Consider the following 333-nt stretch of genomic DNA (forward strand, 5'->3'; position numbering starts at 1 on the left):
CTTCGCGCGAGCGGCGAACTCGACCGGACCGAGCGTATTGGCCGGCTCGTTGACGAGATCGCGCGAAGGAACTGGAAGGGCTCGGGGTCGAGGTCGAGATCCTCACCGAGAAGGAGATGAAAAGGCTCGGCATGGGCTCGCTGCTTGGCGTCGCGCAGGGTTCGCCGCGCGGCGCCCGCATGGCGGTCATGCACTGGAAGGGCGGCAAGGCCAAGGACGCGCCGGTCGCCTTCATCGGCAAGGGCGTCACCTTCGACACCGGCGGCAATTCGATGAAGCCGGCCTCAGGCATGGAGGAGATGAAGGGCGACATGGGCGGTGCCGCCGCCGTCA

General features: G+C 67.6%; 1 pseudogene. It reads left to right on the plus strand.

The window, feature by feature from the left end:
* Positions 1–59: 59 nt before the first annotated feature.
* A pseudogene (locus tag EN807_RS33700) lies at positions 60–333 on the plus strand (leucyl aminopeptidase); the annotation flags it as partial.

It is taken from the genome of Mesorhizobium sp. M5C.F.Ca.ET.164.01.1.1, from assembly GCF_004792125.1.
In the GTDB taxonomy this organism is placed as follows: Bacteria; Pseudomonadota; Alphaproteobacteria; order Rhizobiales; family Rhizobiaceae; genus Mesorhizobium; species Mesorhizobium wenxiniae.